This window comes from Paenibacillus sp. NPDC101420, from assembly GCF_050277435.1.
In the GTDB taxonomy this organism is placed as follows: Bacteria; Bacillota; Bacilli; order Paenibacillales; family Paenibacillaceae; genus Paenibacillus_AQ.
Window position 1 is genome coordinate 200,303 of the sequence record NZ_JBNNSE010000002.1, and the last position, 22,411, is coordinate 222,713.

Genomic DNA, 22,411 nt, shown 5'->3' on the forward strand with positions numbered 1-22,411 from the left:
CGGCCGCTGTTGTCTCAAACTTTCCTGAATTGTACCGCTTCGATAGAGTAATTGGGGAATTTCTCCCTGAAATTTCGGGATTTTTGGTCATTAGATTAATAATCAGGGAAAACCTCCCTAAAGTTTTGCTGATTCGACAGCAATTAAAGGAATCCCCCTTATTATTAGGGAGGAATTCCCTGATTTCGTTCGTTTAGAGCGAATTTTGATTATTTTCAGGGAGTTTTTCCCTAATTAGTTTTAGAGCCGCCCCCTTCTTCGATTTTTCAGGGAAGGGGGCTTTTGCTTTTTAATCATAAGCATGAATCCATCAACCGCAATGTTTTTGGCGAGTTCTTCTTACTTGGATTGAGATGTTCTGGGGTTTCCGTATCTAGAGAATCCGGGACAACTTGCGATACGCCCGCGGAGAAATCCCCTCATTTGCCGTGAACACCCTGCTGAAATAATGGATATCGGGATAACCGACCTGATCTCCCACCCGTTCAATCGGCCAATCCGTTTCTCGCAGCAGCTTACGCGCTTCCCTATGCCGGATCGAGCGGAGGTATTCTCCGGGGGGCATACCTGCGACCTCACGAAAGAGCTTGGCAAAGTGGTCCTCATGCATATTCATGGATGTGGCCATGGATTTATTGGTCCAGCGTTCTGCTAACCGCTCTTCTATCTCGTCTATTAATGCCCTGATCCGCTCAGTATGAACTGAAGACTTAGCTGCATCTCGGGAGCTTTGCGTTCGAAGCAGCGAAGTCAGAATACCAAGTAGTAGCCCTCGACAGACCCACTCATAGCCGGCAGGCCGCATAGTGAATTCATGAACGAGCTGTTCCATGGCATGAACACATTCGGGTGGCGGGGAGTAGATCGGTTCTTGTGACAATGGCATGAAGGGGACAGTTATAGCTTCAAAGGCGAATTTATCGTGTATGACTTCATCCTCATTAACTACCATATCTTCATCATGTGTAATAATTGATTCCCCAAAGAAATCAAAATGGATTCCAATAAGCTTAGTGTCTGAATCTGACAGGATAATATTCTGATGATATACCCCAGATGAGAGGAAAATAAGCTGCCCAGCGTTCAGTATATATTCTTCCTTATCCATCTTTGTTAATAATTTGCCCTGGCGAACATATAGTAGCTCGAAGTCATATAGCCTTCTTCTTTGGAAGGTGCAAGGTGGAAGTGTCTGCAATTGTGCATAGTGAATTCCGGGTGCCCAATCACGAGAGGGTACCTGCTTTCTCAGTGGGTAAGAGGGATCTTTGTCAGACATGTCACTGCCTCCTGAATGTTTAATAGAATAGACCGGAATAGTGCAAAAAGTCTCTTCTTCGCCTAAATAAATCGAATTTAGAATCTAGTATAATATAAATAATTAAAGGATACAAAGTGCATCTAAGCCTAGGAAGTGGAAAACGGAAAAGAACAAATAGGAGGAGGATTCAAATGAAAAAGGGAATAAACATCTGGTCGTTTCGCGAAGGAACTGAAATTAAAGAATGTGTACGTCTAGCCAAAGCGGCTGGATTTGAGGGGATCGAGCTGTCATTAAATGAGTCAGGTGAACTTGGCCTGCAAACCACTGAGAAAGAAGCGCGTATCCTTCGTGATTCTATTAATGAAACGGGTCTGGAGATCGCGGGGCTGGCAACAGGTCTATATTGGTCTTATGCGATGACTAGTGAATCTGAAGCGAATCGAACCAAGGCAATCGATGTATGCAAAAAGCAACTGGAGCTGGCGGCTGCGCTAGGTGTAGATACAATTCTTGTCATCCCTGGCGCTGTTGGTGTGGATTTCATCGAGGGCTGTGAGGTTGTTGATTATGAAAAAGCTTATGATAGAGCGCTGGAAGCGATTAGTCATTTAGCCAAGGATGCTGAGCAAGCAGGCGTTTCTATTGGTCTTGAAAATGTGTGGAATAAATTCTTGCTGTCTCCGCTTGAATTACGTACTTTTATTGATACGGTCGGTTCCAGTTATGTAGGTTCCTATCTTGATGTTGGAAATATCGTGCATTCCGGTTATCCAGAGCAGTGGATACGGATTCTAGGCCATAGAATTAAAAAGGTGCATTTCAAGGATTACCGTCGGACGGCTGGTGGGCTTCACGGATTTGTTGATCTGCTCGCTGGGGATGTGGATTATCCAGCAGTCATGAAAGCGCTTGAAGACATTGGATACAACAATTATGTTACCGGTGAAATGATACCGTCATACACACATTATACGGAGCAAATTATTTTTAATACTTCTGCAGCTATGGATGCCATTCTCGGACGTACCACTTTCAAAGCTTAAAGTATGGGGGAAGGCGATGCTCAGCCTATAGCAATCATTGAGGCTGAGATACAATCCGCTGGGCTGGAAGGTGCTTGGATAGAGCTTGTTTAATTATTAATCATTTAGCTGGGGAGGCTTCACTATGTTGAAAATAGGTTTGATTGGCTTTGGATTTATGGGCCGGATGCATTTTGATAATTATGTTCGCTTAACGGAAGAGGGGCATCCCATTGCCCTTAAAGCCATCTGTGACTTGCGAATTGAGGAATTGAAAGACGGTAAAGCGGACGGCAATATGAGTACCGCTCGAGAAGTGTATGATTTAACAGCTTACAGTCTCTATGATGATCTGGAGAAAATGATAGCGAATGAGGAACTGGATATGATCGATATCGCAGTTCCTACTTACCTGCATGCTGAAATGGCTTGTTCTTTGCTGGAACGAGGATATCATGTCTTTTGTGAGAAGCCGATGGCTAGAACTTCAGTAGAAGCACAGAAAATGGTAGAAGCAGCGGAGCGCAGTGGAAAGAAATTGATGATCGGGCAGTGCCTTCGTTTTTGGCCAGGGTATGAATATTTGAAAGAAGTTGTGGAAACTGAGCAATTTGGTAAAGTGACAGAAGGATATTTCTACCGTGGTTCAGGGGCTCCTAAAGATTGGTTTCTGGATGAGAAGCTAAGCGGTGGATGCATTGTGGATATGCATATTCACGATACGGATATGATTAACTATCTGTTTGGCAGACCGGATAAAGTATCGACTTTGGGCCGGAATGTTCTACCGGGAAGCGGATATGATATTGCTTCTACACACTATTTTTATAAGGATGCAAAGGTGATCAATGCTCAGGTGGACTGGACGCTGGAGGGCGACTTTGGATTCTACATGGGGTACAGGGTTAACTTCGAGCGAGGAAATGTTGTATTTGATGGTAGTGGAGTCAAGGTGAATCCCAATGATGGAGCAGGCTTTACGGTGGAGCTTTCCCCGGATGCGGGTTACTACAGAGAGCTGGTCTATTTCTTGGATGCGATTATTCAAGATAAGCCTATTATCATTTGTACGCCTGAGAGTGCAGCAGATTCTTTGGAAATCATAGAGGCGGAAGTACAGTCAGCGAATGCCGAAGGGGAATGGATTGTACTTAACTAGCAGGATATAGAGGATGCAAAGGCGTGACGGGAGGAAAGATCATTATAGATGATTTCTCCAGTCACGTCTTTTTGGTATGCATTCTCATCTAACCTTTATTGCGCTGGAATTTTGTGTTGTCCCTAGCATAGTGTGATACGGAGCCGTCATATCTTCTAAGGCGTACCTGTACATCGGAGAACTCTTCAACGATTCCTGAGGCAACCTCAGAATACATTCCATCAGGGTCAAGCTGTAGGGCAGTGATATAAGTTTGGGATAAAGCGGCTATGAAAAAATCAATATTTTTATTAAGTGTATGTGGCATGGTATTCCCTCCGGTGATATCTTCAACATGTATGAATATAAATAATCCTAAGGAACTATTTTACCACGATTTGCGGATGAATTTGAGGAGGAATTACTTGATTTCGGTCAAAAATATGCGAAATTTGGTTGTAATTGTATTAAAATCCGAAGATCATCCGAGGGCAGGTAGCGAAGTTGTTTCGCTGTCTGCCTTTTTTTTACTTTCTGGTTTGAAAAGAAACCTGCGGACGGATATGATTTGTGTAGTGAAAGGATGATCGCCAAATGACAGAACAGCTACAAAGAGCCAAGGAGTTATACACACGATTTCTGGGTCATTTTTTAGATATGCATAAGGCAGGTTTGCTGAAAGAGTATAAGAGTTTTGAAATTCCTAGAGAACAAGAGATAGAATGGCTCAATGAAATGGCCTTGGCGTACGCCGAGCAGTTGTCGATCCGAGATTGGGATGCAATTACTGCACTAGATGCCTTATCGAGAAACTATCAAGACAGCTGGATTGTGGAGAAGGTATCTTCTTTTGCCTCGCGGAATATGATGAGTGCGGATAGTCTGGTTAGATTGATCTACGCAGAGAAACTGGTAGGAATTATTGGCTCTCATAAACAAGTGATCCCAAAAGAACTATTATTTGAGGCCTGTAAAGTTGCTGTGCAAATTCTCGAAAATGTAATCTCACAGCCGCTGGTCATTGACCCTGGACATGAGCTTAAGGAGCTTGGCCTTAAAGATAAGAGAGCTTTGAACAGTCGTGCAGAGCAAAGCTTAGAACAGGTGAAGGTGCTAATTAATTAACCGTTGGAGGGGAAATATGAGATTACTCGTAGCGCAACCTAATCACGAACCACATTTGGAGCATTTGCTCAAAGAAATGAGCAGACAGGATTCTTTTGACGGGGTGTTGTATCCAGAAGGTTATGTAGCAGATGAAGCCAGTGTAAAGACCTTATGTGAAGTTGCCAAAATATATAAAAAGCTGATCATTACAGGATATAGGAACAGCAATAACAAGGATAGAGCGCTAATGATTCATCCTTCTGGGGACATCATTTTGGAACGAGCCAAATCGCCGATGGATGAACAGCTGTATCGCCCGTCAGTTGCGGAAGCGGATGGCCTCAGTATTGGTTATTTGCTGTGTGTTGAGCTTCTGCAAGGATACGTTGGTTTGGAAGGACAGGCTAAGTCGTTAGATTTCATCGCACATCCGATTGGGGTAGGCATGTTCAGCGAAGAACAATTTGAATTATGGATCGAGGAAGCCACTAGGATTGCTGTGAAATATAACACGATGATTATTGGGACAAGCCATGCTGACGGATCTTACCGAAATTGTGGAATTTCGATTCCCATCTCATATTGGATCGACTCTACCGGACAACCTATTTATATTTCGCGTAATGATACGAGAAGTCGAATGATTAATCTCGATACTAGGCAGGTTAATGTTCTAGATTAGGGAATAGCCGAAGTTGACACACTGTTGTCAAATTGGGTGTGCTACGATTTCATAACAGATTAACTTCTGATGATTTATAGAAGAAAATGAGGGATACACAATGGCTGAACCTTTAAAAGCGATGTACAATGAACAATTTCTGCATGGTTTTGGCGAAAAGATTCGCAGTGTACATAGTGTTTTCGACACTGATGCATTTGTAATTTCGGCTATGGCGGAACCTTGGGATACGCTCGAACTGAAGGCAAGGATGCGGCGGATTACGGAGACACTGGGAAGTCATTTACAGCTTCCTTATGAGGAAGCGCTGGCGATTCTGTTCGCTATTACTGAGGATTGTGTGGGATTTCCATACTTGATCTTTCCAGATTTTGTAGAGGTATTTGGTCAAGGGGCTGAGCATTGGGAGTTGTCTATGCTGGCGCTGGAAAGGTTCACACCGAAATCATCAGCAGAGTTTGCGGTTAGACCGTTTCTCTTGCGTGAACCGGAGCGGATGATGGCGCAAATGCTAGTATGGTCGAAGCACCCCGATGAGCATGTGCGACGATTAGCAAGTGAGGGTTGTCGCCCTCGTCTACCATGGGGACAGGCGCTCCCCATGTTTAAGGTAGATCCAGCCCCTGTGTTACCTGTACTTGAGCAACTGAAGAAGGATTCCTCCTTATATGTGCGCAAAAGCGTGGCTAACAATCTGAACGATATTGCTAAGGATCACCCTGAGGTGGTACTTGAGACAGCTCGCCGCTGGATAGGTATAGATCCCCTCACAGACTGGATTGTGCGGCATGGTTGTCGTTCTTTAATCCGTAAAGCTAATCCGGAGATTATGGCTTTATTCGGATATGCGGAGCAAGCAGACGAAGCAACACCACTCATAACGAGTGCTTCTATAACGATTGATCCTACCCAATTGCGAATTGGAGAAAACTCTGAATTACAATACGAACTTCAAGTTTGTGAAGGAACTCCTGCCCGTGTTCGAATAGAATATGGCATCTATTTCGTGAAGGCTACAGGTCGAACCTCTCGTAAATCTTTCTTACTATCGGATAAAACAGTACCTGGGGGTACATTTCTGTCAGGCAAACGGACGCATCGCTGGGCGGATTTAACCACTCGTCGTCATTATCCCGGGGAACATCGGATTGTCCTGTTGGTTAACGGGCGGGAAGTTGCAGATACGTTGTTGAAACTTGAGGGGGATCAGTAAATGAAAAAAGAAGTATTGATTTTTATTTCTAATGGATATGCAGATTGGGAAGCTGGCTATATAAGTGCCGAACTAAACAAGCCAGAAAGTGAATACAAAGTTAAGACAGTTTCTTTAAATAGCGACAATGTACAATCTATGGGCGGATTTACTGTTATTCCAGACTATACTATAGATAGTTTACCCGCCCAGTTTGAAATGTTAATTTTAATTGGGGGTACAGGCTGGAAAGATAATTCAGCGATTACTCCAGTGATTGAAAGTTGTATTCAGAATAGAACTCCTATAGCGGCTATATGTGACGCATCAACCTTTTTGGCAGAACATGGCTATTTAGATGAGATTCCTCACACTGGAAATTCATTAGATTACTTAAAAGAGTTCGCTCCTAATTATAAAGGACACGCAAATTTTTTAGAAAAACAGACCGTTTCGAGTGACAATATCATTACTGCTAATGGTACGGCTTCTTTGGAATTTACAAGGGAAGTCTTGAAGAAGTTAAAGGTTATGCCATTAGAACAAATCGATGGATGGTATACCTTTTTCAAAAATGGGTTTTATCAAGAATAATGAAGTCATGAAAAAAGGTGTTCTCAGGTCTTATCGACTTGAGAGCACCTTTTTACTTATTTTTTCACTTCTGTAACACCCGTTACTTTTCCTTGATCCGAGGTATCGAAGGTGGATTGATACTTAGCATCTGCGAAGTAAACATTCCCTTCAACCGTTGCATTTACTAAACTGAAGCCATCTGCTTCGACGTATACATCACCAATAAATGTGCCGCCTTGAATACGGGCGTTTTTACTTTTGATCGTAAGTTTTGGTGCAGTTAGTTTATAGGAGTTAGTAATATTGTGCTCTGCATCTTGTGTGTAGAGAGCGATTTTTCGAGCAGGTTCATCTTTATTCGTGAATTGTCCGTCCAGCACGAGATCCTCGGTGAAGGTTAAGTCTTTCAGCGTAGCAGCAATCCAAGTACCGTCCGCACTGATTGCCTTTTTAAAGGCCTCTTCATTATCCACTACCGACGCTGAGGTTACAGCATCAGTGGTGTTATTAGTGTTGCCAGCGTTATTGGTGTTACCAGGTGTAGTAGTGGCGGTAGGGGTAACGTTGGCGTTGTTATTGGTTGAGTTTCCGCATCCGACCAACAGCACAATTGCAAATACTGCGGCTACGCTTGCTATCTTTCTCATCTGTATAACCTCCCTAAGTAATTGTACTGATATCCTTCGAGCTTAATATAGACTGATTAGTTAGTATTAATGTGGTGTAAGCACAAACGCTTACCGTCCTTGAGAGACGATGAAGACTTTTCTGCTTGAGTACACAATAATATTTACCGATCATTCTACAAATGGTAATATAGGCCTGGACATCTCTGGCGTATAGTATGACCTGGAAAATATGAATTATTCGAAGGAATTCACGAAAAATAACATTCTTCTTTTGATGAAGAAGCATTTTGGATTACAATAAGTTAAGGTGAAAAAAGGAGCTGTACCAATGGCTAAACAGAAATATTATGTAGTATGGGAAGGCAAGCAGCCGGGAGTCTATAGCACTTGGGCGGAATGCCAGGCGCAGACCGATCACTATACCGGAGCCAAATATAAATCGTATGAATCTAAAGCGGCGGCAGATGCGGCATACACAGCGGGCTGGAAAGGTAATTGGGGAACAGGGTCATCAGCATCCGGTGCGGCTAAGTCTAAGGGGACAAGTTCTTTTAAACGAAGTGCTACAGTGGAAACCTCAGCGGAGATCGATTACAACAGCATTTCTGTGGATGTAGGAACTCGTGGCAATCCGGGTCCCGTCGAATATAAGGGTGTGGATACGCAAACCGGAGATATTATCTTCTCTTGTGGGCCGATCAAGAAGGGCACTAATAATTTAGGTGAGTTTTTAGCGATTGTGCATGCCTTGGCGCTCCTGAAGAAAGAAGGAAGCACTAAAACGGTCTACAGTGACTCTGTGAATGCAATGAAGTGGGTAAAGCAGAAAAAGGTTGCTACAACCTTGCCACGTGATGCTTCAACAGAGGAAATATGGGTACTTATTGATCGGGCAGAACGTTGGTTGCAAACCAATACATATGACAATAAAGTGCTTAAGTGGCAGACTAAAGAGTGGGGCGAAATTAAAGCAGATTATGGTCGGAAATAGTTAGAGTAAGGTTCTGGGTTTCGGCTAGAGGAGGAGAATTGGGGATGTTCGGCAACGATTGGGATGAGATATTACAGGATGAAATGCAAAAGCCCTATTTTCTGGAGCTAATGGCTAATCTGGAAAGTGAATATAAGGAACATACAGTCTATCCGCCAAAAGAATTACTGTTCACGGCGTTAAAGCATACACCTTATAGTGAGACAAGGGTTGTTATTTTGGGACAGGACCCATACCATGGAGCGGGACAAGCACAAGGTTTAAGCTTCTCGGTAAATCCGGGGGTGCGTATACCGCCTTCACTGCGTAATATATATACGGAGCTATCGGAGGATATCGGTGTACCAATTCCAAATCACGGATCCTTACTGCGATGGGCAGAACAGGGAGTGCTTATGCTCAACTCGGTACTAACGGTACGTGAGGGAGAGCCGAATTCTCATAAAGGTCTAGGCTGGGAGACATTCACAGACACTATAATGAAGAAGTTAAATGAAAGAACTACGCCGATGGTGTTTATTTTATGGGGAAGTCATTCACAGAAAAAGGGTGCCTTCATAGACCAAAGTCGTCATGAGGTTATTCAGTCTCCACATCCGAGTCCGCTCTCGTCGTATCGTGGATTCTTTGGTAGCCGTCCTTTTTCGAAGGTCAATCAGTTTTTGGAGTCGAAGGGAATGAAAGGAATCGATTGGTTCATTTCGGACATATAACTAATGGGATGTTGGGAAGGGGGAGGGAGCAATGAAGCATTGGGTTGGTAAACCGGTTATCATGTACTGCGGGGACGAACCTTACACGATCATGAAAGGCATTCTTCGCAAATGGGATCTTTCCGCTTCTGTAGCGGTCATCGGTCATCAGGAAATTGCTGTGCCATTTCGGGATATTGTGGTCATTAAAGCTTTGGCTCCTAGAGAAAGAGCACTGCCTCCAGTCTTGCATTCTGTGGGTTATGTGATGAGGGAACGGCAGCAATTTGATAATGCAGTATATTTTAAATCGGCTGTAAGTGTTTGGAAAGAAGATCGGCTGATTGCTCTGAATACGACCATCATTTCGCATACCAAAGGTTCAGTTACACTTCAGGATGGACAGAACCTTATGAAAGGCAATCATATATTTGTAGTTCGTTCTTTGCGAGGTTAATTTCAGTAATCCTATAAAGAAGCACGAAAAGGTACATCTCCAATTGGAGACGTACCTTTTTTTATTTATGGAACCTCATTCAGTTCGTAAGTGCTATAGATTCTCATGCTTGAGAGGCTCAGCCTCTTCCTCTCGATCTGCAACAATAATCTCATACACTCGCAGAAAAATAATTTTGGCAATCATGTAGACGGGCAGCGCAATAAGCACACCAATAATACCGTAGAAATCCCCACCTATAAGAACAAGAAGGACCGTGGTCAGAGGATGCACATCTAATGATTTGCCGTAAATGATCGGTGAGAGTACATTATCTTGGATTTGCTGTGCAATGAATATGACGACCAGCGACCATATTGCCATCGTGGGTGATTCAATGAATCCAACAATAACTACCGGTACTCCCGCAAGGAAAGAACCCACATAAGGAATGAAATTGAGCGGTACTGAAATTACTGCGAGCAGCAGTGAATAAGGCAATCCGATGATAAGGAAACCGATATACAACATAATACCGAGTACGACGTTTAGCACCACACGTGTGACGATGAAACTGCTCAATGCGCTGTCGATATCCCCGAACATTTCTTTGCCTTCTTTACGGTACTTTCTAGGGATTAAGCTTTGTAGTTTTGGTGACAGCTTATAGTCATCTTTTAGCATGTAATACAAAATGATGGGCAAGGTAGCGATTAGAATAACAATGCTGGAAACTACGCCGATCAAATTGGACATCGAATTGGTTACCCAAGTAATAGCCTCGCTAAGATATTCTGATATACGGGCAGCTATGTCGGAGTCCCCTTGGAAAAAGCGTGAGAGTGTCGGATTATCCCTTAATGTATTGAACTGATCCTGTAATCCCTGAACAAGGTAAGGCGTGTTATCAATAAAGTTCTGAATTTGTTCTTGCAGTGTCGGCCAGACTAGAACCCAGAAGAGAATAAACAAACCGGCAAATAAGAAATAAATGAGCAGTATGGAGAACGCCCGGTTTAATTTTTTTTTCTCAAGAACTCTTACTAACGGTCGTAATAAGTAGTACATGAAACCTGATAGTACCATGGGAACGAGTAATAATCTGATAATGGCAGCCAGTGGTGCGAATAGAAACATTACTTTGGAGCCCAAGTACAAAATAAGTAAAAAAGCGATAATAGCAAGACTTGTCCGAAAATACTTCTGTTGTTGCAATAGGAACATCCCCCAAGTTCAAAATATAATCTATGTAGTTTAATAACCCTAATTCACATGACTTGATTCAAAAGAATGGATTACTCTCCTATAGGTAGTTCTTGGCATATCCGTGGAGGATGACCCAATGACTGAGGCTACGCCAAGTAAGTTGTTCACAACACATAACTGTACATCATCATATAAATCACTCGGGGGCTTTGTGGATCATCTTAACTTCCGTCTATAAGGTTTCTTCTTCGTGGAAAGGGTGAATATTTCTGGTACTTCAATCTCGCCTCCGGTTTCCTTCGTAACTTGTCTTGCCTTGACGAGAGATAAAAAAGCAAAAAATTCCCCTAAAGTGGCCAGTGCGGCAGCAATGATTTCATAATCTTCAGCACTTAATTCTGCTGTTTCCTCACTATTACCGTTCCCGTTGTTTTTTCCATTACTATTTCCGTTACTCTTAGCGTTGCTGTTACCGCCCATTTTTTTGTTGTTTCTTCCGTTGGCCATTTCTGATCACCCGCTTTTTCCTATATGTAGTATTAATATGTTTTAAACACCAGTGAGGAGATAGGCAATTGGTATGTAATTTTCTTATGGGCCTGTTTCACCTTGAGCGAAGCATGAAATCATTCCATTTATTACATTTTGCCGGAGTATGATTTTTAATGTTAAAGCGCTTTACAGATGATGAAAACGCTGTTAAAATCATAAACGAGCACAAATGATCAATAACAGTCAGATATAATCAAATAATGGTCATGGATTTCCAAAGATAAGCGCATTTAATAAATGGGATAGCACTGTAACTTAAAGGAGCGAACCACGATGTTGTTTGAGGAAGAGAGAAAACAAAGAATCGTGCTTTTTGTGGAAAAGAATTCAAGAGCTTCGGTACAGGAGCTAAGTCAGGAACTGGGCGTGTCTGAGTCTACTGTGCGCCGTGACCTGAAAGAGCTTGAAGAAGCCAAGTTGCTGAAACGAACGCACGGCGGGGCAGTTTCCCTGCAGAGCGTTAACTTTGAGGCGACTTATCCAGATAAGGAAGATCGATTGTTGGATGAGAAGCAGAGGATAGCACGCAAGGCTGTAGAGATGATTCAGGAAGGCGATGCTATTCTGCTGGATGCTGGAACCACAACGCTACAGATTGCCAAAGAGCTGAGGGCTTTTTCTAATATCAAAGTCATTACGAATTCGATTATGGCGCTTAATGAACTGCGGGATTGTCGCAATATAGAAGTCTCGATTACAGGCGGAATGTTGCGGCCGGATACATTGGCTTTTGTAGGACCGATGACAGAGCGCTCTTTAGAGATGGTAAGAGTTGATAAAACCTTTCTTGCAACCAACGGATTAGACTTACGAGAAGGAATCACTACACCTAATATGCTTGAAGCAGCGACCAAACGTAAGATGATCTCGGTTGCGAAGCAAGTAATTCTTCTGGCTGATCATAGCAAGCTCGGTCAAGTATCCTTCTGTAAGGTTGCCGACGTGACGGAAATGGATCACTGCATTATTGATTCTGGTGCGTCAGATAAGTTCATCCGTGAGATTACGCAAATGGGCGTAGATTTCTCGCTGGTATGACCTTTAGGTGGAGGATGTTCTACGGTTAGAAAATGTCTTAATTTGAGTGGTATGGAATCATTGTAAGATCGTTTGGAGAAATTACATTTGCCGCATGTTTAGCCGGTAATCTATGGCTTAGAAAACCAAAATAATTGAGGGATAATTATGATCTATACAGTAACGCTTAATCCTTCCATCGATTACATCGTGGAAGTTGAAGATTTGAGACTAGGTGGCTTAAACCGGATGAAACGTGATTTGAAGCTTCCTGGAGGTAAAGGGATCAACGTATCACGCGTGTTAAATCAACTTGAGGTTCAGAATAAAGCTATAGGCTTCCTTGGTGGATTCACTGGACGATATATTGAGGAATGGTTGCGGAAAGAGTCGATTTCAAGTGATTTCGTATTTGTTTCTGATGATACCCGAATTAATATCAAGCTTAAGCATGGAGAGGAAACGGAGATTAATGGTGCAGGACCCATCATCCGAGATACGGAGGCAGAGGCATTATTACAGAAGATGGCTGTTCTGAATGCAGGCGATGTTGTGATATTGTCCGGAAGTGTTCCTCCTTCACTGGGTGCTGATTTCTATGACAAGTTGATATCTGTATGCAAGCAAAGAGGGGCCGAATTTGTCATTGATACTACAGGTTCAGCGCTGAAAAAGGCACTCCCTTATCAGCCGTTGCTCGTTAAGCCTAATCATCATGAGCTTGCAGAGCTATTCGGCGTTACGATACAGACTAAGGAAGAAATTATTACTTATGGCCGCAAGCTGCTCGAAGCTGGCGCGAAGCATGTGTTAGTTTCAATGGCTGGTGAAGGTGCCTTGTTCATTACGGAACAGGGGGTATACCACGCCAATGCTCCAAAAGGAGCAGTAAAAAATTCTGTAGGCGCAGGCGATTCTATGATCGCTGGATTCGTTGGCACATTTTCTTTGACTGGAGATTTAATGGAAGCTTTCCGTGCAGGTGTTGCCTCAGGTAGCGCAACAGCTTTCTCTGATGACCTGGCAGATAGAGCATTCATTGAGCAGCTGAGACCGCTGATCAACATCTCAGAAGTGTAAGCTAACAGCATTCAAAGTACTCAAGGGAGTTGGAAGATATGAGAATTACGGATTTGATGATAAAAGATACAATGATTATGGATTTAAAAGCAACCACTAAGGAAGGTGCAATTGATGAATTGATTGCCAGTCTTGCCGCAAGTGGTCGTATCAATGATCCTGTTCTATTTAAAGAGATGATCCTCAAGCGTGAAGAGCAGTCCAGTACTGGGATTGGTGGCGGTATCGCAATGCCACATGCCAAGACTAAAGCGGTGAATGAAGCGACCGTTGTGTTTGCCAAGAGTGCGACGGGCGTGGAATTCGAATCGCTTGATGATGAGCCGGCTCGGATCTTCTTTATGATTGCCGCCCCAGAAGGAGCGGGCAACATGCATCTTCGAACATTGGCCTCGCTGTCCAGACTGTTGATCGATAGTGAATTCATTGAACAGCTGATGAATAACCGAACTCCAGATGAGGTATCCGCCTTGTTCGATGCGAAGCAGGCGGAAGGAGAAGCCAAGGAGAAAGAGAGCGAAGCTGCTGAAGCTGTCAAGAAGTCAGAACCTGAAAAGCTAATCGTCGGCAACCCGGATTCCCAAGCATTCGTCGTAGCTGTTACTGCTTGTCCTACTGGAATTGCGCATACCTTTATGGCTGAAGATGCGCTCAAGAAGAAGGCTCTGGAAATGGGAGTTAATATCCGTGTAGAGACAAATGGTTCAGAAGGTGCCAAAAATGTCTTAACACCCGACGAGATTCGGCGTGCAAGTGGTGTAATTGTGGCAGCGGATAAACAAGTGGAAATGGCCCGTTTTGATGGTAAGCCAGTACTGCAAAGACCGGTTAGTGACGGTATTCGCAAATCGGAAGAGCTCATTCGCAAAGCAATGAACGGCGATGCACCGATTTACCATAATGAAGGTCGTAGTGGTAATGAAGGAGAGTCGAAAGAGAAGTCCGGCAGTATCGGGAGTAAAATATACAAGGACTTAATGAACGGTATCTCCCACATGTTGCCGTTTGTAGTCGGCGGTGGTATTCTGCTGGCGATCTCCTTCCTGATTGAACAAGTCGGTGGAGAGAATCACCCTCTGTTCCAACTGCTGCAGACGATTGGTGGCGGTGATGGTGCCTTCCATTTCCTAATTCCGGTTCTTGCTGGATTTATTGCGATTAGTATTGGTGACCGTCCAGCCCTGATGCCAGGTATGGTTGGCGGTTACATGGCCTTGAATTCCAACGCTGGATTCCTCGGCGGTCTGGCTGCAGGTTTCTTGGCTGGTTATGTTGTTATCGGTCTGCGCAAACTGTTTGCAGGTCTGCCAAAAACGCTCGACGGATTAAAGCCGATTCTGTTATATCCGGTATTTGGTCTATTGATAACCGGTGGATTGATGTATTACCTGTTCGATCCGATCTTTAGCTGGATGAACGTAGGACTCATTAATTGGCTTAACGATCTTGGAACCGTTAATGCAGTAATTCTGGGTCTCGTTCTCGGTGGAATGATGGCTATTGATATGGGAGGTCCTTTCAATAAAGCGGCCTACACTTTTGCCATCGGGGTATTCACTACCAGTGGAAATACTAACGGATTCATGATGGCGGCTGTAATGGCAGGCGGTATGGTTCCTCCACTTGCAATAGCGCTGGCTACTACCTTCTTCAAGAACAAATTTACAGAATCAGAACGTAAATCAGGGTTAACAAACTATGTATTGGGCTTATCGTTCATTACAGAAGGGGCGATTCCATTCGCCGCTGCCGATCCACTGCGTGTCCTGACTTCTTGTATCCTAGGTTCAGCTGTAGCTGGTGGTCTCACTCAGTTTTGGAATATCAACGTTCCAGCACCGCATGGTGGGATCTTTGTAGCCGCGCTTTCGAGTCATGCGTTGTTGTTCCTATTGGCCGTTCTGATCGGATCTGTTATTTCCGGATTAATGCTCGGATTATGGAAGAAACCTCTTGAGGCAAAGTAATAAAATAAATAATTTGAACTGCTGGGTGCCAGACGCTTCTTCTGGTGCTCGGCAGTTTTTTTGAAATATAAGAATTTTTATACTTACGCTAAAAACTATTCTTCTATTTTTCGCAGAAAAGATCATCGTCCCTAAGAGGAAGCCGAAGGCGTTCTTCTTACCTAAACTTTGACCACGTATGCCCCTCAACCCTTGCGAGAATAATCTCCTTCATTGAGGTTTATTTTTGTATAATTGAAAATATATATAACAAGAGGGCAAAGGAGCGAGCGAGATGATACTGCACAAGGGGGAAGTCTTGTTCCGTCAAGGGGACAGCTGCGAATTCTTATATAAGGTGAAAAATGGGCTGTTCAAGGTAACAAGGCTTCATGAAAATGGGAACATGGTGTTGTTCAACATCTTGTATCCTGGTGAGATGGTTCCCCATCATTCACTCATTTCGCCAAAGGAGGCGCATGGAACAGCGGTTGCGATGATGAAGAGCGAGGTGGAGGCAGTTCCTTCAGCGGAATGGTATCAACAGGTACGGGATGAGCAAGGTCGAGCGATGGAGATCGCTATCCTTCTTCAGGAGAAGGTAAGGTTTATGCAGACTCGGCTAGATCACCTTACTGTTGGAACACCCGCAGAACGTATGGAGCTCTTAACCCGTTGGTTCAATGACTACTCTCATGGCGCAGCGCTAACAGAGCTTTTGACACAGGAAGAAATTGGACAATTGATCGGTGTGAGACGCGAAACAGTCAATCGTTTGTTGCGTACCGTGGAGTGATTCCTGCCTATTTTTATAACGAAGTGTTTAGAGTAGGGGATCTCCGTGGTATAATGTATTCAGAACTTATTAAATTACAGAAAGGATCAGGATACCATGTGTCCCCGAAGGACGATTCCCCAAAGGACGATTTGGAAACGTTATGATCTGTCTTATACTTAGCTTCCCTGTAGAAGGTGCGTGAACCGTTGTTACTCGACGAACCGCCTCTGCGAGGGGAAGGAGTATATATATGCGAAGGAGCAATACCTCCGGTTTTACCCGTCGTAGAGGTTGGTGGGACGTTTAGCCGCCATATACGATAAGGGGAGACCTGTATGAGGAACCACAATTACGGAGTGAATGTACTGCTCCGGTTGACAGTCATTTTGTTTGGAACATTTTTGCTTGCATTTGCTTATTATCACATCAATTTTCAGAACCATTTGTCTGAGGGCGGATTCGTAGGATTATCGCTACTCGGCAAATATGTATTAGGAATTTCACCTTCAATTTCAACTCTGCTTCTAGACGTTCCAGTACTCTTGATTGCATGGATGTTCAAAGGGAAAGCGTTCGTGTGTAACACCTTTGTTTCTGTAGGAGCTTTTACAATCTTTTACGGACTCATGGAACGTTATTCCGGTTTGGTCATCAACTTGCAGGGCAACTTGGCATTAGCAGCCCTTTTGTCTGGCGTACTGACAGGTTTAGGCGCGGGAATTATTCTGCGAAGCGGCGGCGCAAGTGGTGGAGACGATATTTTGTCGCTGCTGATCAGTGAATGGAAGGGAATTAAAGTAGGTACAGTATTCATCATGTTGGACGTAGTCGTTCTGGCATTATCACTCTTTTATATGCCTGTTAGAGAAACGATGTATACGGTGATGGCGGTAGTTGTCGCAGGTTATGTGATCACCTTTACAACCTCTTTAGGCAAACCAAAGTTAGTGAAGGCGCCAAAGATTCAGTCTACGCTGCGTAAACCGCATGATGGTACGGTAATGTGAATAAGGCTGTATAAACAGCTTATTTCGGGGATATACTACATTTAAGGTCAGCCAGAATTTCTGGTTGACTTTTTTTTGTTGGATAAGTGACGTAATTAAAAGGGTTGAAGATCTCAGGGGCGTTGCTTGGACGTTTCGCTCATAACAAAAGGTGGCGTACAGTGAAAATCCTGTGCGCCACCTTTTAGTTAATTTAAGACTCTCTTGTGCTCGTCTTTGAATCGTGTAGAGAAATTTGCGACCAGCTTGCCCTTTTATTTAGCCCACCGCATTCGTGATAGCTTCGCATTCGTCCGAGCAATGACCACTGTGCTGTGCTTCACAGTCCTCACAGCAAATATGCTGAAGATGGCAAGCATCGTTGGCGCAGTTGATGAATTGGTCAGCTGGCTGACCGCAGTGATGGCAACGTCCGACAATGATATCCCCGTCGGTATGATTAATCTGTACGGAGATCCGCTCATCGAAGACATAACATTTTCCATCGAACAGTTCTCCCTGTACCTCAGGGTCTTTACCATAAGTCACAATGCCGCCATCCAGCTGGTACACCTGCTGGAAGCCTTCCTTCATCATAAACCCGCTTAATTTCTCGCAGCGGATTCCACCTGTACAGTAGGTTAGAATTGGTTTATCTTTTAGCTCGCTCATATTCTCGCGAATCCAGTCCGGGAATTCTTTGAAGCTGTCTACTTCAGGGCGGATGGAACCGCGGAAATGACCAAGATCGAATTCGTAGCCGGTACGACCATCCAGAATTACCACATCATCGCGCTGCATCATTTCATAGAAATCTTTAGGCGCCAGATGCTCTCCGGTGATCACGTTAGGGTCCAGTTCATCCTCGACCCGGAACGTCACGAGTTCCTTTTTATAACGAACGAAGATCTTTTTGAAGGCATGACCATCAGCCTCATCGATCTTGAAGACGATATCGCTAAACAGCGGATTTGCGCGCAAATCCTTCATGTATTGCTCGGTTTGGGCAATCGTACCGGACAGTGTCCCGTTAATGCCCTCATCTGAGATGAGAATTCGTCCCTTTACGTCAAGCTCTTTGCAGTAAGCCAAATGCTCCTGAGCGAATTGTTCGGCATCAGGCACTTTTACAAATTTATAGTATAGCAGAATTGCATATTCCGATTGTGGTTTCATTCTTTTCACCTTTATCATTAGAATTAGACTACTAAATAAACGTTTAAGTATAAAAAGTATTGTAACATATTATCAAGACTTGAAAAAGATACTCTTGATTGGGTAATGGTTGAAACTTGGATATTAGTAAGAAAAACAGCGCAATGAATATGTCTGAATCATCATACCTATGGGGGATTAGTCTGCGAAGTGGCGGCGCGAGTGGATAAGACGGTATTTTGTCGCTGCTGATCAGTGGATGTAGGAGTCAAAGTAGGTACTGTATTCATCCTGTTGGATGTAGTCGTTTTGTCGGCTGGGATAACCTGCATTTTTCGGGGATACTACGATTAAGGTCAGCCAGAATGTTGGTTGACTTTTTTTGCTGGATATAGGCGAATAACATGGATAGTTATGATTGGCGAAACCGTGAATCACAACGCGCGTATTAATTTTCATTCGAAGAGTCACATGGTGACTTTAATAATAAGGAGGAACTGCGGGATGAGTGCTCACGAGATTGATTATGTCATTATGGGCGAGGAAATTCAGTGTGTGGAGGTGCAGCTTGACCCCGGAGAGAGTGTAATTGCCGAAGCTGGAAGCTTCATGATGATGGATCAGGAAATTACGATGGAGACGATCTTTGGTGATGGTAGTGGGGGGACGCGCGGAAGCGGACTGATGGGTAAGCTGATGGGTGCGGGCAAGCGTCTGTTGACAGGAGAAAGCTTGTTCATGACCGTATTCACACACAGCGGTTCTTATGGACGAAAAAGTGTCACCTTTGCTGCTCCATATCCAGGGAAAATCATCCCGCTCGATCTTCAGCAATATGCTGGAAAAGTGATCTGTCAAAAGGATTCATTCCTCTGTGCGGCGAAGGGCGTCTCGATCGGTATTGAATTTCAGCGCAAGCTGGGCACCGGATTTTTTGGTGGAGAAGGCTTTATTATGCAAAAGCTGGAGGGCGACGGTCTTGCATTCGTACACTCTGGCGGCTACGTTATGGAACGCACACTGCAGCCGGGAGAGACGCTCAAGCTGGACACAGGTTGTCTTGTCGCTATGACGTCTTCCGTGGATTATAATATTGAATATGTAAAAGGTGTCAAAACCGCCCTATTCGGCGGCGAGGGCCTGTTCTTCGCCACGCTGCGCGGACCCGGCAAGGTGTGGGTGCAGTCACTGCCGTTCAGCCGTATGGCTGACCGCATTCTGTCCGCAGCTGGTAACAGCGGACGCAAAGAAGAAGGCAGCGTACTTGGGGGACTCGGCAATCTGCTGGATGGCAGATAGGCTTTGGCGAGGTTGAGGGTAGAACTTTCGAGGCAAAGAATGAGCGGTTTTAGGGAGTGGGCTTATTAGGGGGAGACAAGGGCAGAAGTACCCTTGTCTTGTGCGTGTTGGCCCGAATAGAGCGAAAGAGGGGCAAAAATGCCCTAGATTTCTGGGAATTGGCCCAAATGGAGCGAAAGAGGGGTAAAAATACCCTAGATTTCTGGGAATTGGCCCAAATGGGGCGAAAGAGGGGTAAAAATACCCTAGATTTCTGGGAATTGGCCCAAATGGGGCGAAAGAGGGGTAAAAATGCCCTAGATTTGCACGGATTGAGCGAATCCAGCCAAAAGAACGGTATAAATCCCGTAGAAATAGCTGGATCCAATTCTAATTGCTTCAGCAAAACATTGGTTACTTATGTTCGATGTGATATCAACATTCGACGTTTGTATTATCGACTCTGTGATGTCCACCGCTACTGTATCTGCAACTAACTATATAGTGAGACCCGTGAATGATTATGCTCATTCACGGGTCTTTTTTTAGAGGTTGGGCTTGGGATAGTTTAATTCATAACCATTATATATCTGCCTCACGTTACGCTTGGCGACCTGCCTAGCTTTACGCTGATGATCTATCGCTCAATCCCCTTAACAATTTGACTAACCCTGTCCGCGATGTATATATTATTTGGCAAAGCCCTTATAAGAGGTTGTTCAAAAAGTCCGCTTTTGATCACGAAGTATTCCAAGAAGATTATTCGATATCGAATATTGAATTCAGGCGAAACTTCCGGTGCTCACGTAGCTTCCACTACGCTCCGCTCCTCAGTTTCTACCTTCATCCAATCTTCTCGGTGCTGAAAACCGTACTTTTTGAACACGTACTATAATGTTAAGGCTGTGACCGGAGGCATGATATGTTCAAAATATTTATTATAGAAGATGACCGTGGACTGGTGGCTCTGCTGCAGGATTATTTACATAAGTTTGGATATGAAACACAGGCTGTGAATGATTTTGAGCGGGTTCGTGCTCAGTTTGAGACGTTCGCTCCGCACCTGGTTCTTTTAGATGTTAATTTACCAAAATACGATGGGTATTACTGGTGCCGCCAGATTCGTGGGATTTCCACCTGCCCTATCCTTTTTATATCTGCCCGCGATGGCAAAATGGATCAAGTGATGGCGCTGGAGAACGGGGCTGACGATTATATTACGAAGCCTTTTGATTATGAAATTGCGATGGCCAAAATCAAAAGCCAGCTACGACGCGCGTACGGCACCTATGCGGGAAGCAACAATGAGCGAACCCTGACCGTTGCCGGAATGACGCTGGATGTGGAGCGACTAATCCTTACTAGAGGAGAAACCAAAGTGGACTTAAGTCACACAGAAGCCAAGATTCTAGATGAGCTGATGCAAAAGTCGGGAACTATCGTTACCCGCGACAGACTGCTCGAAAAAATCTGGGATGATCAAGCCTTCGTGGATGAGAATACACTTAATGTCTATGTCACTCGTGTGCGTAAAAAGCTTGCCGCTCTTGAGATTACGGACGGTCTACAAACCGTTCGAGGTCAAGGCTATCGCTTGATTCCGAATTGGGGGGATGAGGAGTGAAGCTATTTTTAAGGGAGCAGATCCCTTTAATTGTTGTCTATCTAGCACAGCTCATCTTGATCACACTAGTATATCGGCTGGATGGGGGCAGTGGTGTGAGCGTAAGTCTGTACGCTGCTCTTCTCAGTACCTGTCTGCTGCTTGGCTACCTCGCTTATCGGTATATCAGCAATCGTACGTTCTATGAACGACTGGAAACTGTACCTTCCTCTCTAGATGAAGCGGGTGGCCCTTCACAGGATTCTCCACTTGCCGTGAGTTTGCGAGGTCTACTAGGGTCACAATTCCGACTCTACAAAAATGATTTACATAGCTACCGCCACAAGCTGGAAGAACATATTCACTTTATTAATCAGTGGGTACATGGGATGAAGACACCATTGTCTGTCATCCATTTAATGATTCAAGATAAGGACGGACCGCCTTTTACGGCGATAGGAGATGAACTCGATCGTCTGAAAAAAGGACTGGACACCGTACTTTATACGGCTCGGCTAGATACTTTTGAGCATGATTTTTACGTGGAACGTTTGGAGTTGGAAACCCTCGTACGTGGCGTGACCTCAGAGCAGAAGCGTCTGTTCATACGTAACCGAATATTTCCTACTATTAAAATAGATGAGCGAATTGCCGTAACCACAGACGAAAAGTGGCTAAGTTTTGTGCTTACGCAGATCATTACGAATGCAATCCGTTATACGACGGAAGTCGGCAAGCATGTATATTTTCATGGGTACATACAAGAGGAAAAAAGAGCTGTACTGGAGATACGAGATGAAGGAGTTGGCATACCAGCAGGTGATCTGCCGCGTGTGTTTGATCCTTATTTTACAGGTGTGAATGGACGAACCTTTCAAGAATCCACGGGGATGGGTCTATATCTTGTGAAACAGATCTGCGGCAAGCTGGGTCACGAGGTGAGCATTTGCTCAGAAGAAGGTAAGGGCACGACCGTGCGGATAGTGTTTAGGGAGTCCTACCTTACAAATATGTAAGGTCATTGTAAGTTAGAGAAATGGCAACCTGAGTAGACACTTTGTATAATGAAGGCAATCCAGTC

General features: G+C 44.2%; 24 protein-coding genes and 1 pseudogene. 19 read left to right on the forward strand and 6 right to left on the reverse strand.

All coding sequences use genetic code 11. The features are described from left to right. Window positions 1–373: 373 nt before the first annotated feature. Window positions 374–1,279, reverse strand: coding sequence for a helix-turn-helix domain-containing protein (locus ACQKMP_RS09650; protein WP_427469296.1), 906 nt, complete (start codon window positions 1,277–1,279; stop codon window positions 374–376). A 173-nt stretch (window positions 1,280–1,452) separates the two neighbouring features. Between ACQKMP_RS09650 and ACQKMP_RS09655 the strand changes: the two genes are divergently transcribed. Next, entirely contained in the window at window positions 1,453–2,307 is an 855-nt protein-coding gene (locus tag ACQKMP_RS09655) for a sugar phosphate isomerase/epimerase family protein (RefSeq protein WP_042190633.1), read from the forward strand. A 124-nt stretch (window positions 2,308–2,431) separates the two neighbouring features. Then, the gene (locus tag ACQKMP_RS09660) at window positions 2,432–3,445 is read left to right on the forward strand and encodes a Gfo/Idh/MocA family protein (RefSeq protein ID WP_042190630.1); all 1,014 of its coding nucleotides are present in this window, start codon (window positions 2,432–2,434) and stop codon (window positions 3,443–3,445) included. A gap of 88 nt (window positions 3,446–3,533) precedes the next feature. On the opposite strand, the gene ACQKMP_RS09665 is transcribed toward ACQKMP_RS09660, so the two are convergent. Then, window positions 3,534–3,752, reverse strand: a complete 219-nt coding sequence (locus tag ACQKMP_RS09665; protein ID WP_042190628.1) for a hypothetical protein — start codon at window positions 3,750–3,752, stop codon at window positions 3,534–3,536. A gap of 97 nt (window positions 3,753–3,849) precedes the next feature. Between ACQKMP_RS09665 and ACQKMP_RS09670 the strand changes: the two genes are divergently transcribed. From ACQKMP_RS09670 to ACQKMP_RS09690, 5 genes are all read left to right on the forward strand, one after another. Next, entirely contained in the window at window positions 3,850–4,011 is a 162-nt protein-coding gene (locus ACQKMP_RS09670; protein WP_427469297.1) for a hypothetical protein, read from the forward strand. Between the two features lie 7 nt (window positions 4,012–4,018). Further along, a complete protein-coding gene (locus ACQKMP_RS09675) occupies window positions 4,019–4,549 on the forward strand; it encodes a hypothetical protein (protein WP_341128864.1) in 531 nt (176 codons plus the stop codon). Between the two features lie 16 nt (window positions 4,550–4,565). Continuing rightward, on the forward strand, window positions 4,566–5,213 hold the full coding sequence (locus tag ACQKMP_RS09680; RefSeq protein ID WP_341128863.1) for a hypothetical protein: 648 nt from the start codon (window positions 4,566–4,568) through the stop codon (window positions 5,211–5,213). Between the two features lie 100 nt (window positions 5,214–5,313). Continuing rightward, a complete protein-coding gene (locus ACQKMP_RS09685) occupies window positions 5,314–6,426 on the forward strand; it encodes a hypothetical protein (protein WP_427469298.1) in 1,113 nt (370 codons plus the stop codon). Further along, on the forward strand, window positions 6,427–6,999 hold the full coding sequence (locus ACQKMP_RS09690) for a type 1 glutamine amidotransferase family protein (protein WP_339797721.1): 573 nt from the start codon (window positions 6,427–6,429) through the stop codon (window positions 6,997–6,999). Window positions 7,000–7,055: 56 nt separating this feature from the next. Here the strand turns inward: ACQKMP_RS09690 and ACQKMP_RS09695 are convergent, their stop codons facing one another. After that, a complete protein-coding gene (locus ACQKMP_RS09695) occupies window positions 7,056–7,628 on the reverse strand; it encodes a hypothetical protein (protein ID WP_042190616.1) in 573 nt (190 codons plus the stop codon). A 310-nt stretch (window positions 7,629–7,938) separates the two neighbouring features. Between ACQKMP_RS09695 and rnhA the strand changes: the two genes are divergently transcribed. The 3 genes from rnhA to ACQKMP_RS09710 are packed head-to-tail and all read left to right on the forward strand — an operon-like array spanning window position 7,939 to window position 9,750. Further along, entirely contained in the window at window positions 7,939–8,601 is a 663-nt protein-coding gene (rnhA, locus tag ACQKMP_RS09700; protein ID WP_042190614.1) for a ribonuclease H, read from the forward strand. A 44-nt stretch (window positions 8,602–8,645) separates the two neighbouring features. Then, a complete protein-coding gene (ung, locus tag ACQKMP_RS09705) occupies window positions 8,646–9,314 on the forward strand; it encodes a uracil-DNA glycosylase (protein WP_427469299.1) in 669 nt (222 codons plus the stop codon). A 31-nt stretch (window positions 9,315–9,345) separates the two neighbouring features. Continuing rightward, a complete protein-coding gene (locus ACQKMP_RS09710; RefSeq protein WP_042190609.1) occupies window positions 9,346–9,750 on the forward strand; it encodes a hypothetical protein in 405 nt (134 codons plus the stop codon). A gap of 93 nt (window positions 9,751–9,843) precedes the next feature. Here ACQKMP_RS09710 and ACQKMP_RS09715 read toward each other — a convergent pair whose 3' ends face one another. Then, the gene (locus ACQKMP_RS09715; RefSeq protein WP_427469300.1) at window positions 9,844–10,953 is read right to left on the reverse strand and encodes an AI-2E family transporter; all 1,110 of its coding nucleotides are present in this window, start codon (window positions 10,951–10,953) and stop codon (window positions 9,844–9,846) included. Window positions 10,954–11,151: 198 nt separating this feature from the next. Next, window positions 11,152–11,442, reverse strand: a complete 291-nt coding sequence (locus ACQKMP_RS09720; RefSeq protein ID WP_042190603.1) for a hypothetical protein — start codon at window positions 11,440–11,442, stop codon at window positions 11,152–11,154. Window positions 11,443–11,751: 309 nt separating this feature from the next. Between ACQKMP_RS09720 and ACQKMP_RS09725 the strand changes: the two are divergent. The 6 genes and pseudogenes from ACQKMP_RS09725 to ACQKMP_RS09750 all read left to right on the forward strand — a co-directional run. Further along, window positions 11,752–11,934: pseudogene (locus ACQKMP_RS09725) on the forward strand (DeoR family transcriptional regulator); the annotation flags it as partial. Between the two features lie 3 nt (window positions 11,935–11,937). After that, the gene (locus tag ACQKMP_RS09730) at window positions 11,938–12,525 is read left to right on the forward strand and encodes a DeoR family transcriptional regulator (protein WP_341060304.1); all 588 of its coding nucleotides are present in this window, start codon (window positions 11,938–11,940) and stop codon (window positions 12,523–12,525) included. Window positions 12,526–12,672: 147 nt separating this feature from the next. Continuing rightward, complete coding sequence (gene pfkB / locus ACQKMP_RS09735; protein ID WP_427469301.1) at window positions 12,673–13,584, forward strand: 1-phosphofructokinase; 912 nt, start codon at window positions 12,673–12,675, stop codon at window positions 13,582–13,584. Between the two features lie 38 nt (window positions 13,585–13,622). Further along, on the forward strand, window positions 13,623–15,551 hold the full coding sequence (locus tag ACQKMP_RS09740) for a PTS fructose transporter subunit IIABC (RefSeq protein ID WP_427469302.1): 1,929 nt from the start codon (window positions 13,623–13,625) through the stop codon (window positions 15,549–15,551). Between the two features lie 274 nt (window positions 15,552–15,825). Next, the gene (locus tag ACQKMP_RS09745) at window positions 15,826–16,326 is read left to right on the forward strand and encodes a Crp/Fnr family transcriptional regulator (RefSeq protein ID WP_427469303.1); all 501 of its coding nucleotides are present in this window, start codon (window positions 15,826–15,828) and stop codon (window positions 16,324–16,326) included. Between the two features lie 317 nt (window positions 16,327–16,643). Further along, window positions 16,644–17,315: a YitT family protein gene (locus ACQKMP_RS09750; RefSeq protein WP_042190593.1), complete on the forward strand. Its 672-nt coding sequence runs from the start codon at window positions 16,644–16,646 to the stop codon at window positions 17,313–17,315. A 258-nt stretch (window positions 17,316–17,573) separates the two neighbouring features. On the opposite strand, the gene ACQKMP_RS09755 is transcribed toward ACQKMP_RS09750, so the two are convergent. Then, window positions 17,574–18,470 carry a rhodanese-related sulfurtransferase gene (locus ACQKMP_RS09755; RefSeq protein WP_042190591.1) on the reverse strand — a complete coding sequence of 299 codons (897 nt, stop codon included), beginning with the start codon at window positions 18,468–18,470 and terminating at the stop codon, window positions 17,574–17,576. Window positions 18,471–18,953: 483 nt separating this feature from the next. Here ACQKMP_RS09755 and ACQKMP_RS09760 point away from each other — a divergent pair, with 483 nt between their 5' ends. From ACQKMP_RS09760 to ACQKMP_RS09770, 3 genes are all read left to right on the forward strand, one after another. Next, a complete protein-coding gene (locus ACQKMP_RS09760; protein WP_427469304.1) occupies window positions 18,954–19,748 on the forward strand; it encodes a TIGR00266 family protein in 795 nt (264 codons plus the stop codon). 901 nt (window positions 19,749–20,649) lie between these two features. Next, window positions 20,650–21,351 carry a response regulator transcription factor gene (locus ACQKMP_RS09765; protein ID WP_283908475.1) on the forward strand — a complete coding sequence of 234 codons (702 nt, stop codon included), beginning with the start codon at window positions 20,650–20,652 and terminating at the stop codon, window positions 21,349–21,351. Beyond that, on the forward strand, window positions 21,348–22,346 hold the full coding sequence (locus tag ACQKMP_RS09770) for a sensor histidine kinase (protein WP_427469305.1): 999 nt from the start codon (window positions 21,348–21,350) through the stop codon (window positions 22,344–22,346). The genes ACQKMP_RS09765 and ACQKMP_RS09770 overlap by 4 nt, the downstream gene beginning before the upstream one ends. Window positions 22,347–22,411: the final 65 nt, after the last annotated feature.

Bases quoted from the DNA above. Each gene is read 5' to 3' on its own strand.
- ACQKMP_RS09740 (WP_427469302.1), top strand. From the start codon at position 13,623: ATGAGAATTACGGATTTGATGATAAAAGATACAATGATTATGGATTTA.
- ACQKMP_RS09660 (WP_042190630.1), top strand. From the start codon at position 2,432: ATGTTGAAAATAGGTTTGATTGGCTTTGGATTTATGGGCCGGATGCAT.
- ACQKMP_RS09685 (WP_427469298.1), top strand. From the start codon at position 5,314: ATGGCTGAACCTTTAAAAGCGATGTACAATGAACAATTTCTGCATGGT.
- ACQKMP_RS09650 (WP_427469296.1), bottom strand. From the start codon at position 1,279: ATGTCTGACAAAGATCCCTCTTACCCACTGAGAAAGCAGGTACCCTCT.
- ACQKMP_RS09765 (WP_283908475.1), top strand. From the start codon at position 20,650: ATGTTCAAAATATTTATTATAGAAGATGACCGTGGACTGGTGGCTCTG.
- pfkB (WP_427469301.1), top strand. From the start codon at position 12,673: ATGATCTATACAGTAACGCTTAATCCTTCCATCGATTACATCGTGGAA.
- ACQKMP_RS09695 (WP_042190616.1), bottom strand. From the start codon at position 7,628: ATGAGAAAGATAGCAAGCGTAGCCGCAGTATTTGCAATTGTGCTGTTG.
- ACQKMP_RS09745 (WP_427469303.1), top strand. From the start codon at position 15,826: ATGATACTGCACAAGGGGGAAGTCTTGTTCCGTCAAGGGGACAGCTGC.
- ACQKMP_RS09675 (WP_341128864.1), top strand. From the start codon at position 4,019: ATGACAGAACAGCTACAAAGAGCCAAGGAGTTATACACACGATTTCTG.
- ACQKMP_RS09680 (WP_341128863.1), top strand. From the start codon at position 4,566: ATGAGATTACTCGTAGCGCAACCTAATCACGAACCACATTTGGAGCAT.
- ACQKMP_RS09760 (WP_427469304.1), top strand. From the start codon at position 18,954: ATGAGTGCTCACGAGATTGATTATGTCATTATGGGCGAGGAAATTCAG.
- ung (WP_427469299.1), top strand. From the start codon at position 8,646: ATGTTCGGCAACGATTGGGATGAGATATTACAGGATGAAATGCAAAAG.
- ACQKMP_RS09710 (WP_042190609.1), top strand. From the start codon at position 9,346: ATGAAGCATTGGGTTGGTAAACCGGTTATCATGTACTGCGGGGACGAA.
- ACQKMP_RS09750 (WP_042190593.1), top strand. From the start codon at position 16,644: ATGAGGAACCACAATTACGGAGTGAATGTACTGCTCCGGTTGACAGTC.
- ACQKMP_RS09720 (WP_042190603.1), bottom strand. From the start codon at position 11,442: ATGGCCAACGGAAGAAACAACAAAAAAATGGGCGGTAACAGCAACGCT.
- ACQKMP_RS09755 (WP_042190591.1), bottom strand. From the start codon at position 18,470: ATGAAACCACAATCGGAATATGCAATTCTGCTATACTATAAATTTGTA.
- rnhA (WP_042190614.1), top strand. From the start codon at position 7,939: ATGGCTAAACAGAAATATTATGTAGTATGGGAAGGCAAGCAGCCGGGA.
- ACQKMP_RS09690 (WP_339797721.1), top strand. From the start codon at position 6,427: ATGAAAAAAGAAGTATTGATTTTTATTTCTAATGGATATGCAGATTGG.
- ACQKMP_RS09665 (WP_042190628.1), bottom strand. From the start codon at position 3,752: ATGCCACATACACTTAATAAAAATATTGATTTTTTCATAGCCGCTTTA.
- ACQKMP_RS09715 (WP_427469300.1), bottom strand. From the start codon at position 10,953: ATGTTCCTATTGCAACAACAGAAGTATTTTCGGACAAGTCTTGCTATT.
- ACQKMP_RS09655 (WP_042190633.1), top strand. From the start codon at position 1,453: ATGAAAAAGGGAATAAACATCTGGTCGTTTCGCGAAGGAACTGAAATT.